8 protein-coding genes are annotated in these 10,380 nt (G+C 72.0%); 6 read left to right on the top strand and 2 right to left on the bottom strand.

Translation table 11 applies throughout. The features are described from left to right. Positions 1 to 31: 31 nt before the first annotated feature. Positions 32 to 1,231, bottom strand: coding sequence for a helix-turn-helix domain-containing protein (locus tag JWR81_RS14105; protein ID WP_297651451.1), 1,200 nt, complete (start codon positions 1,229 to 1,231; stop codon positions 32 to 34). A 132-nt stretch (positions 1,232 to 1,363) separates the two neighbouring features. Here JWR81_RS14105 and JWR81_RS14110 point away from each other — a divergent pair, with 132 nt between their 5' ends. From JWR81_RS14110 to JWR81_RS14135, 6 genes are all read left to right on the top strand, one after another. After that, complete coding sequence (locus tag JWR81_RS14110; RefSeq protein WP_297651453.1) at positions 1,364 to 2,854, top strand: long-chain fatty acid--CoA ligase; 1,491 nt, start codon at positions 1,364 to 1,366, stop codon at positions 2,852 to 2,854. Beyond that, the gene (locus JWR81_RS14115; protein WP_297651455.1) at positions 2,851 to 4,563 is read left to right on the top strand and encodes an alpha/beta fold hydrolase; all 1,713 of its coding nucleotides are present in this window, start codon (positions 2,851 to 2,853) and stop codon (positions 4,561 to 4,563) included. Before JWR81_RS14110 ends, JWR81_RS14115 begins: the two co-directional genes overlap by 4 nt. After that, positions 4,560 to 5,375, top strand: a complete 816-nt coding sequence (gene phaZ, locus JWR81_RS14120; RefSeq protein ID WP_297651457.1) for a poly(3-hydroxyalkanoate) depolymerase — start codon at positions 4,560 to 4,562, stop codon at positions 5,373 to 5,375. Before JWR81_RS14115 ends, phaZ begins: the two co-directional genes overlap by 4 nt. A 9-nt stretch (positions 5,376 to 5,384) precedes the next feature. Continuing rightward, the gene (locus JWR81_RS14125) at positions 5,385 to 6,578 is read left to right on the top strand and encodes an acyl-CoA dehydrogenase family protein (RefSeq protein WP_297651459.1); all 1,194 of its coding nucleotides are present in this window, start codon (positions 5,385 to 5,387) and stop codon (positions 6,576 to 6,578) included. Between the two features lie 436 nt (positions 6,579 to 7,014). Continuing rightward, positions 7,015 to 7,302, top strand: a complete 288-nt coding sequence (locus tag JWR81_RS14130) for a hypothetical protein (protein ID WP_297651461.1) — start codon at positions 7,015 to 7,017, stop codon at positions 7,300 to 7,302. A gap of 360 nt (positions 7,303 to 7,662) precedes the next feature. Beyond that, the gene (locus JWR81_RS14135) at positions 7,663 to 8,472 is read left to right on the top strand and encodes a class I SAM-dependent methyltransferase (protein ID WP_297651463.1); all 810 of its coding nucleotides are present in this window, start codon (positions 7,663 to 7,665) and stop codon (positions 8,470 to 8,472) included. 412 nt (positions 8,473 to 8,884) lie between these two features. Here the strand turns inward: JWR81_RS14135 and JWR81_RS14140 are convergent, their stop codons facing one another. After that, positions 8,885 to 10,378, bottom strand: coding sequence for an MFS transporter (locus tag JWR81_RS14140; protein ID WP_297651465.1), 1,494 nt, complete (start codon positions 10,376 to 10,378; stop codon positions 8,885 to 8,887). Positions 10,379 to 10,380 lie beyond the last annotated feature (2 nt).

Genomic DNA, 10,380 nt, shown 5'->3' on the forward strand with positions numbered 1-10,380 from the left:
TGCGCCACCTGCGGCGATGACCGGCCGCCGGTCAGTCCGGGTGGGGCAGCTGCAGCCACGCGCGCACCGCGGTGACCAGCTCCGCGACGTCGGACGGCCGGCCCAGCGAGCGACCGGTGCCGGCCTCGATGCGGCGCATCCGGTAGCGGACGGTGTTGGGGTGGCAGAACAGCGCCGCGCCGGCGGCGGTGGCGGAACCGTCGGCGTCCAGCCACGCGACGAAGGTGGTCAGCAGCAGGTCGCGGTCGTCCGGGGGCAGCTCCAGCAGGCCGCTCAGCACCGACTTCGCGGCTTCGAGTGCGGCGTGCGGCGCGGCGGCGACGAGCACGTTGAGCGGGCTGTCCACGAACTGCTCGAGGCCGGGCCCGGCCGCCAGGTGGTCCAGTGCGAGGCGGGCCAGCCGCAGAGCCCACGCGGCCTGGCGCAGCTCGGCGAACACCGGGCTCACCCCCACGCGCGCGGTGGTGTGGCGGCGCAGCACCGCGAGAACGGCGTCGACACGCGATCGCCGGGGCAGCGAGACCACACCGACGAGGAGTTCGGGCTGCAGCCGCCACACCGAGCTGACGTCCAGCGCCGCGATCGCCGACTCGATGCGGGGGAGCGGGTCGCGGCCGACCTCGAGGGTCTCCGCGGCGACCACCAGGAACGTCCCGTCCAGCGGGAGCCGCAGCGCCTGGGCCGCCTCCCAGAGGGTGCCCTTCGCCACCGTGCTGACGAGGATCGCCTCCACCAGTGCTGCGCGTTCGCGCTCGGTGGCCCGCATGATCTGGTAGGACTCGTCGCGGTAACCGCTGACCGCGGCGTCGGAGTGCTCGTTCTGCAGTGTGAACATCGACCCGGCGAGCTCGACCAGCACGTCGGCGCCCATCCCGGGGATCGCGCGAGCCGTGGCGACGAGCGCCGTCCAGATCTCGGCGAACCCCAGCCGGTAGGCGGCAAGCATCTCCACCAGCGGCGCGCCCTGCCCGGCGCGGGCCCGGCCGGTGGCCTGCGCGGCGGAGAGGTCGGCCCGGCCCGGGCCGGTCAGCCCGCTGAGGATGTAGTCGAGGTTGTCGGCGAGCGAGGCGCGCAGCTCGTCGGGCTTGACGACGTCCTCGGCGGCGTAGAAGGCGATCTCGGCGCGGATCCGCTTCTGGACCCGGTCGACGGTCTCGGGTGTCCGGTCCAGCATCGCGGCCACGATCTCGCCCACGGCTCCCGCCGCGCGTGGGGACGACGCCGGAGCCACCCCCGCAGCCTAGGCCCATTGTCCGCGGTGACAAGAGGACCAGCCGAGGCGTTGTCCGCAGCCCTGTGTTCCCCGGGGGTCCCGGCGCGCACGCTTCTCACACGGAACGAACCAGCTCCGAAGGAGTCAATGATGACCAGTCTCGCCCTGTTGCTCACCGAGTCCACGGCCCAGCATCCCGATCGGCCCGCGGTCCGCCACGACGACCGCGTACTGACCTACACCGAGCTCGACGGGTCCTCCGCCCGGGCGGCCGCGCTGCTCGACGCGCGGGGGATCACCCCGGGCCAGGCGGTGGGGTTGATGCTGCCGAACGTCGCGGAGTTCGCGGCCGTCTACTACGGCATACTGCGGGCCGGTGCGGTCGTGGTGCCGATGAACCCGCTGCTCAAGTCGCGCGAGGTGGCCTACTACCTGTCGGACTCCGGAGCGCGGCTGCTGTTCGCGACGGGCATGTCCGATCCGCACTCCGCCGCCGGCGCGGCCGATGCCGGGGCCGACCTCGTCGTCGTCGACGACGGCTTCGCCGCCCTGCTCGGCGCCCACGAGCCGCGGTCGGGCGTGGTCGCGTGCGCCGACGACGACCTCGCCGTACTGCTGTACACGTCGGGCACGACGGGGCAGCCGAAGGGCGCCGAGCTCACCCACGCGAACCTGCGGCACAACGCCACCGTCACGGCCACCACGCTGCTGGAGCTCACTCCCGATGACGTCGTCATGGGCTGCCTGCCGTTCTTCCACGCCTTCGGCCAGTCCTGCGGGCTCAACGCCGCCCTGTGCAGCGGCGCCTGCGTGACGGTGATCCCACGGTTCGCACCGGCTGCCGCCCTGGACGTGATCGCCCGCGACCGCGTCACCGTGTTCGAGGGTGTGCCCACGATGTTCTCCGCGCTGCTGGGGCATCCGGACCGCTCGGCCGACACGTCGTCGCTGCGGATCGGGGTGTCGGGCGGCGCCGCGCTGCCGGTCGAGGTGCTGCGCGGCTTCGAGGCCGCGTTCGCCACCCCGATCCTCGAGGGCTACGGGCTGTCGGAGACCTCCCCGGTCGCGGTGTTCAACCACCCGCACCAGCCGCGCAAGCCCGGATCCATCGGCACCCCGGTGGACGGCGTGCAGATCCGGTTGCTGGACGACTCCGGCACCGACGTGGAGCCGGGGGAGATCGGGGAAATCGCGATTCGCGGGCACAACGTCATGCGCGGCTACCGCAACCGTCCCGAGGCCACCCGGGAGGCGATCCCCGACGGCTGGTTCCGCAGCGGCGACCTCGCGCAGCAGGACGAGGACGGCTACTACTTCATCGTCGACCGCAAGAAGGACCTGATCATCCGCGGCGGCTTCAACGTCTACCCGCGCGAGATCGAGGAGGTGCTCTACGAACACCCGGCGGTCTTCGAAGCCGCCGTGGTCGGTATCCCGCACCCCGAGCTGGGGGAGGAGATCGGGGCCGCCGTCGCGCTCAACGCCGAGGCCGACACCGACGACATCCGCGAGTTCGTCCGCAGCCGCGTGGCGGCGTACAAGTACCCCCGCCGCATCTGGGTCGTCGACAGCCTGCCGAAGGGCCCCACCGGCAAGGTCCTGCGCCGCGAGGTCACGATCCCGGCCGAGGCGCTGTCATGAACGCCGAGGTCATCGATGTCGGCACCCCGGCGACCGACGCCGACGACTCCGCGGCGCCACTGGACCTGCTGCTCACCGACGGTGCACTCGGCCCGCTGCGCCGGCTGCTGCCCGGCTCGGCCGGCCTGCGGCTGGCCGCCGACCTGGCGCGCCGCCCGCGAACGGTCGCCCGCCGCGCCCGCGAGCTGGCCTCAGAGCTCGGCCAGGTCGCGACCGGCCAGTCGCGGCTCGCGCCGTCGAAGCGGGACCGCCGGTTCGCCGACGAGGCCTGGTCCACCAACCCGGTGCTGCGCCGGACCGTGCAGGCCTACCTCGCCACAGCCGGCGCCGCGCAGGCCCTCCTGTCGGACACGGAGCTGGGCTGGCGCGACCGGGAACGGCTCACCTTCGCCGCCGACAACCTCGTCGCCGCACTGGCACCGAGCAACAACCCGCTCGTCAGCCCCGCCGCGTGGAAGGCACTGATCGACTCCGGTGGCGGCAACATCCTCGCCGGGATCCGCAACCTGCTGACCGACCTCGCCACCGCACCGCGGGTGCCCACGATGGTGCGCCCGGATGCGTTCGAGGTGGGGGTGGACCTCGCCCTCACGCCCGGCGCGGTTGTCCTGCGCACCGATGTGCTGGAGCTGATCCAGTACACCCCGCAGACACCGATGGTGCGCGCCCGCCCGCTGCTCGTCGTCCCGCCGGTGATCAACAAGTTCTACGTCGCGGACCTCGCACCGGGTCGTAGCCTGGTGGAGTACCTCGTGCAGGGCGGCCAGCAGGTCTTCATGGTCTCCTGGCGCAACCCCGACGCCCGCCAGCGCGACTGGGACCTCGACACCTATGGCCGCGCGATCCTCGACGCTCTCGACGCGGCAGTGCGGATCACCGGCGCCGACGCGGCACTCACCCTGGGCTTCTGCTCGGGGGGCACCCTGCTGTCGATGGCAATGGCCGCGCTCGCCGACCGCGGCGTGCTCGCCGACCGGGTCGCCGGCTTCGGGCTCTCGGTGTGCGTGCTCGACCAGGCCCACGCCGGCACCGCGGCGGCGTTGCTCGACGAGCAGACCGCGAAGGCGGCGATCGCCGTGTCCGCCGCACGTGGCTACCTGGACGGCCGCACCCTCGCCGAGGTCTTCGCCTGGTTGCGGCCTGATGACCTGATCTGGAACTACTGGGTGAACAACTACCTGCGCGGCCGCGACCCCGCCGCGTTCGACATCCTGTTCTGGAACGCCGACACCACGCGCATGGCCGCCGGACTGCACCGCGGATTCATCGACCTGGGCCTGCGCAACGCGCTGGTGGAACCGGGCGCCGCCAGCATGCTGGGCAGCCCCGTGGACCTCTCGGCCGTCACTGCCGACGGCTACGTCGTCGCCGGCGTCGCCGACCACATCTCACCGTGGCAGAACTGCTACCGCGGTGCGCGCCTGTTCGGCGGCGACACCCGGTTCGTCCTCTCCACGAGCGGGCACATCGCCTCCATCGTCAACCCGCCGACCAACCCGAAGGCGACCCACCAGGTCTCCGACGACCTGCCCGAGGACCCGTCCGGCTGGCAGCGGACCACACCGAGCACCGCGGGATCGTGGTGGCCGGACTACCTGGGCTGGCTCGGCGAACGCAGCGGCCCGGCCAAGGACGCCCCGGCCGAGCTCGGCGGCGGGGGTCTCCGCCCGCTCGACGCCGCACCCGGCACGTACGTGATGGACCGGTGACGCTCCCGGGAGCATCCGGCCTGCGCATGATCGACGTGGGAGGTCAGCAGCTGCGGGTGTCCGTCCGGCCAGGCGACCCGGCCCGGACCCCGCTGCTGTTGATGAACGGCATCGGCGCCGGCCTGGAGGCCTTCGCCCCCCTGGTCGAGGCCCTGGACCCGGATATCGCCGTGATCCGGTTCGACGTGCCCGGCGTCGGCGGGTCACCGTTGCCCGCGGTGCCCTACCGGTTCCCGGCGCTCGCGCGGCGGGTGGCGGGCCTGCTCGACGTGCTCGGGTACGCCGAGGTGGACGTGCTGGGCATCTCGTGGGGCGGCGGGCTGGCCCAACAGTTCGCGTTCACCCGGCGCGAGCGCTGCCGCCGGCTCGTACTGGTGGCCACGGGAAGCGGGTCGATCATGGTGCCGGCCGGACCACGGACGCTGGGCCGGATGATCACCCCGCGACGCTACCTCGACCAGGCCCACCTGCTGCGGGTCGCCGCCGAGCTGTACGGCGGCAGCGCCCGCACCGACGGCGACCTGGTGCGGCAGGTGCTGGCCGGACACGGCCGCGCCGGGCCGCCGCTGGGCTACCTCTACCAGCTCGTCGCCGGAGCGGGCTGGACGAGCCTGGCCTTCCTGCCGTTGCTGCGCCAGCCGACGCTGGTGCTCGCCGGCGACGACGACCCACTCATCCCACCGCTCAACGGCCGGCTGCTCGCCGCGTTGATCCCGCACGCCCACCTGCACGTCTATCCCGGCGGCCACCTCGAGCTCGCCGCCATGCCGCACCTGCTCGTGCCCGCGATCCAGACGTTCCTGCACCGCTAGGAGGCCACCGTGCCCGACCCCGTGCCCGACGCCGTGCCTGATTCCGCTGACTTCTACGACCTCGAAGGACTGCTCGACGACACCGACCGGGCGCTGCTGCGTGTCGTGCGGGAGACGCTGCGCACCGTGGTCACGCCCCTGATCACGAAGTGCTGGACGCGCGGCGAGTTCCCGCACGAGATCATCCCGGCCCTGCGGGACCTCGGGATCGCCGGGCTGCCCTACCCCGGCGTCGGGCGCCGCGACGGCAGCCCCCTGCTCGACGGTCTGATCTTCGCGGAGATCGCCGCGGTCGACCCGTCGATCGCGACCTTCCACGGCGTCCACTCCGGACTCGCGATGGGGTCGATCCAGCTCTGCGGCTCCGCGGAGCAACAGCAGCGCTGGCTCCCCGCGATGGCCGACATGGCGCTCATCGGGGCGTTCGGCCTCACGGAGCCGCTGGTCGGCTCCGGGGCGGCGGCCGGCCTGACCACCACCGCCCGCCGCGACGGCGACGGGTGGGTGCTCAACGGCCAGAAGACCTGGATCGGCAACGCCACCTTCGCCGACCTCGTCGTGATCTGGGCCCGCGACGAGAACGACGACCAGGTCAAGGGGTTCGTCGTCGAGAAGGGCACACCCGGGTTCAGCACCCGCAAGCTGGAGGACAAGATCGCGCTGCGCGTCGTGCAGAACGCCGAGATCACGCTGCACGACGTCCGGGTGCCCGAGACCGACCGGCTGCAGCGTGCCCACTCGTTCCGGGACACCGCAAAGGTCCTGCGCCTGACCCGCGCCGGGGTCGCCTGGATGGCCGTGGGCTGCGCGCGCGGCGCTTACGAGCACGCGCTCGCCTACGCCACGCACCGTGAGCAGTTCGGCCGCCCGATCGGCGGGTTCCAACTCGTGCAGGACCTGCTCGTGCGGATGCTGGGCAACATCACGGCGTCGGCCGCGCTGTGCGCCCAGCTGGCCCGGCTGCAGGCGGACGGCACGGCGTGCGACGAGCACTCCGCGCTGGCCAAGGCGTTCTGCACCGTCCGGATGCGCGAGACCGTCGGTTACGCGCGGGAGCTGCTGGGCGGCAACGGGATCCTGCTCGAACACCACGTCGGCAGGTTCGTCGCCGACGCCGAGGCGATCTACTCCTACGAGGGGACCCGCGAGATGAACACCCTCATCGTCGGCCGGGCCATCACGGGCTTGAGTGCCTTCGTCTAGCGTCGATGTCCTGGCGGACTCGACCTCGTCGGTCTGATGTCCCAGCTTCGGCGTCAGTCGGTGGAGGCCTTCCAGGTCGTCGTTGTCTCCCAGACACACCGCTCTCACCGCTCTTGACGTGCGAGCGGCCTGGCCGAGTCGAGGACCGAGACCAGTTACCCGGCCAACGATGCGTGTCGGGCCACTTGCCGGTCCTGGAGTCGCAGCGCCGCGTCGATCTCATCCGCAGTGGGACAGCGCGCGGACTGTCCACGACACGGGCTGTGGTGTCGGTCGAAGTACGACCCGAAGCGTCGTCGGCCAGGCAGGTCCGGTCCAGCCCGTCACAGCCCAGGATGGTCCGTGAGCGTGACCGTACGTCGGGCCCCTGGCGCTACCAAGAGCATCAGAGGACTCTCTTGGCCCCGACGTGAGGTACGAGTGAAGGGAAGCAACCATGCCCTACGGCCGATGCGTGATCTACTCGTTCACCGGCGATGCCGACGAAATAGTCGAGAAGGCCAGAGGTGGCATGCTGCCGATCTTCAAGAAGCAGTCCGGGTTCCTCGCCTACGGGGTCATGGTCCAGGGTGACCAACTCGTCTCGATGAGCGCCTGGAACTCCGAACGCGACGCCAAGGGCGCTGACGAGGCGGCCAAGGACTGGGTGTCGAAGAACCTCGACATGACGGTCGTGAGCAGCTTCCTCGGCGACTACGCCTGGTTCGAGTTCGCCCGGCAATGACGGCGGACGGGTGACGATGCTCCGGACACGTGTTGGTGCGTCCGGAGCGCGTTCCCGCCTGTGTTGGGCCCTCGGACACCGCCGGCAACGAGTCGCCGGGCAGGTCCGTGCCTCGACGAGGGCGAGTCTGCCGGCCGACTCCGCCCCGGTCGAGGCGAGCCGGAACGGACCGAGGGCCACGATCGCGACCGGTGCGAAGTAGCGCACCGGGCTTCCGGCGGCAAGGAGCCCTGCCGGACGTTCGGGACGCGCGTCCGCGAGGTCCCGGTCCCGGGCGGGGAGCCTCAGCGGACGGTCGCTGGTGTGGGTGCCGCCGGCCCCCTCTCCCCAGGGTGACGGTGTTGCTGCCACGATGACCCGATGGACGGGATCGAGCAGTGGCGGATGGTCGATGAAGGATGGGGCAGACGAGCCGCCGACTTCGCCACGCTCATGGAGCCTGCCGCTGCGCGGGAGTACCTCTACGTGCACCGCAGGCTCGGCATCGGGCCCGGCACCACCCTGCTCGATATGGCCTGCGGCTCGGGACTGGCGCTGGAACTGGCCCGCCTCCAAGGCGCCGACGTAGCCGGCGTGGACGCCTCCGCCCGACTCGCCGCAGTGGCGTCGCTGCGTAACCCGGACAGCCGCATAGTCGCCGGTGACATGGCTGAGCCACATTTCCCGGCCGCGTCGTTCGACGTCGTCACCAGCTTCCGCGGGATCTGGGCGACGACCCCGGCGGCGATGGCCCAGGCTCGTCGCGTTCTGTGTCCCGGTGGACGAGTTGCCATTACGTTCTGGGGCGAGATGGCGGCGTCGCAGGGCGGCCCGCTGTTCGCGCCGTTCCGACTGGCGACCCCACCTCAGATCGACCACCAGTCAGACATGGTCGCGCTCAAACGCCCTGGCGTGGCTGCTCAGTTCCTCACCGACGCCGGGCTCATCCCTGGCGAAGTGTTCGACGTACCGTTCGTCCTGGAGTTCGCCGATCCCGAACACTTCGCGCGCGGGCTCGCGGCCACCGGGCCTGGTTACGAAGCCGTCATGGTGGCGGGCGAGGACGCGTTCCGCGAGGCATGCCTGGAGGCCGCAGCTCCCTTTGTGCGTGACGGCCTGCCGATCCGGGCGACTATGCGGCTTCTCGGCATCATCGGCACCGCACCCGCCGCCACCCACATCTCACCATGATCATCACCGGCGCATCACAAGCGGAAGGCCGGCCGGAGCGCGAGGCGGACGAAGCCGGGGTGGCCGAGCCGTCCCGCACGGGATCCACAACCGGAACGTGGTCGGGTCACCGGGTGTAGGTGCTCGTAGCGGGGCACCCCCCGGCGTGCCGGCGCGGCGGTGGCCCGGGCGAGATCGTCCTCCCGGCGTCGGCGTTCAGCCGGCTCGGCATCGAGCCGGTCTCGCGCCTCGGTCAGCTGGGTGCTCGACGGCCGGATCACCAACTCGCCGGCCGTCGGTGCGATCCTCGCCGTCGACCGCTACGTCCGCACATGCACCCGTCCGCAGCGGCCCGCCGATGCCCCGTGGCCACAGGGCGACGGCCGGATAATTGAGCCACGGGCGATGCCCGGAGCAGGACCGTCCCGTCGCATCAGATGCGGTGCAGGTCGCACTCCGGGTGTGGGGTCGGCACGGGCGCGGGCTGCCGCGACCGCCGCCGGACCAGTTCGGCGACGGCGAGCACCAGGGCCAGCAGTATGGACCCGGCGGCGGCGAACAACGCGTCCGAGATGGCCGTCGAGTAGTCATGGGTGCGGGTGAGCCCCGAGTAGAACACGCTGGCCAGCGCCGCGGTGCCCAGCGCGGCGCCAATCCGCTGGCCCGTCTGCAGGGCTCCACCGGCCGCGCCGGCCATCCGCACGGGCACCGCCTCCAGGGCGAGGGTGATGTTGGGGGTGACCACCATCCCGCCGCCGATCCCGGCCAGGAACAGCGGGCCCGCACAGGCCAGGGCGGCCGACGAGGCTCCGACGTGCCGCAGCACCAGCGCGGCGGCGGCCAGTCCGACCGCGACCGCGATCAGCCCGGTCACCGTGAGCCAGCGTCCGAGCCGGGCGACCAGCCGGCCGGCGATGATCGCGGAGAGCGCCGCGCCCAACGCGAAGGGCGTGACCGCCAGGCCCGACCGAAGCGGCGAGTAGCCCAGCCCGGATTGGAAGTACAACGCCAGGACCAGCCAGATCCCGGTGTACCCCATGAAGTACAGCAACCCGATCACCAGCCCCGCGGGATAACCGGGGGTGTGCGCGAGTTGCGGGTCGAGCACCGGCGGCTTCCCCAGGCGCGCCATCCTCCCCTCCCACCGCGCGAAGAGCACGAAGAGCACGATCGCGAGGAGGAACGACCACCACCAGCGGCTGAACCCGCCGCTCTGGCCCTCGACGAGCGGCAGCAGCACGGTCACCACGGCACCGCCGAGCAGCAGCGTCCCCACCAGATCGAGGTGTGTGCGACCCACTTCGTCGGCGACCGTCCGCGGCACCCACCGGGCGGCCAGCACGAGGGCCACGATCCCGATCGGCACGTTGACGTAGAAGACCCAGCGCCACGCGTCCGGCCCGTTGCCCAGGGTGATGATCAGACCGCCGAGCACCGGGCCCACCGCGGTGGCGAGCCCGATGGTCGCGCCGAGCACCCCGAAGGCCCGACCGCGCTCGGGGCCGCGGAACAGGTCCTGGATGAGGCCGGAGTTCTGTGGGGCCAGCATGCCGGCGGCCAGTCCCTGCAGCAGCCGGGCCACGACCAGCAGCGCGGGGTTCGGCGCCGCTCCGGCGACCGCGCTCGTCAGCACGAAGGCGCTCAGCGCGAGGAGGAACATCCGGCGCCGGCCCAGCATGTCGCCGAGCCGGCCCGCCGGGACTAGCGTCAACCCGAAGGTCAGGGCGTAGCCGGACACCACCCACTGGATCTGTTGCGGTGAGGCGTGCAGCCCGCGCTCGATCGAGGGCACCGCGACGTTGACGATGCTGACGTCGAGCAGGGTCATGAACCCGGCCATCTGGGTCACGACCAGGGCGCGCCAGCGGCGGGGATCCGGTGACCAGATTTCCTGACGGGTGGACGGCTCGCCGTTTTGGCTCGTCACCA

The organism is Pseudonocardia sp. (assembly GCF_025965585.1).
Taxonomy (GTDB): Bacteria; Actinomycetota; Actinomycetes; order Mycobacteriales; family Pseudonocardiaceae; genus Pseudonocardia.

Coding starts and splice junctions, on each gene's coding strand:
- JWR81_RS14130 (WP_297651461.1), top strand. CDS start 7,015: ATGCCCTACGGCCGATGCGTGATCTACTCGTTCACCGGCGATGCCGAC.
- JWR81_RS14110 (WP_297651453.1), top strand. CDS start 1,364: ATGACCAGTCTCGCCCTGTTGCTCACCGAGTCCACGGCCCAGCATCCC.
- JWR81_RS14115 (WP_297651455.1), top strand. CDS start 2,851: ATGAACGCCGAGGTCATCGATGTCGGCACCCCGGCGACCGACGCCGAC.
- JWR81_RS14135 (WP_297651463.1), top strand. CDS start 7,663: ATGGACGGGATCGAGCAGTGGCGGATGGTCGATGAAGGATGGGGCAGA.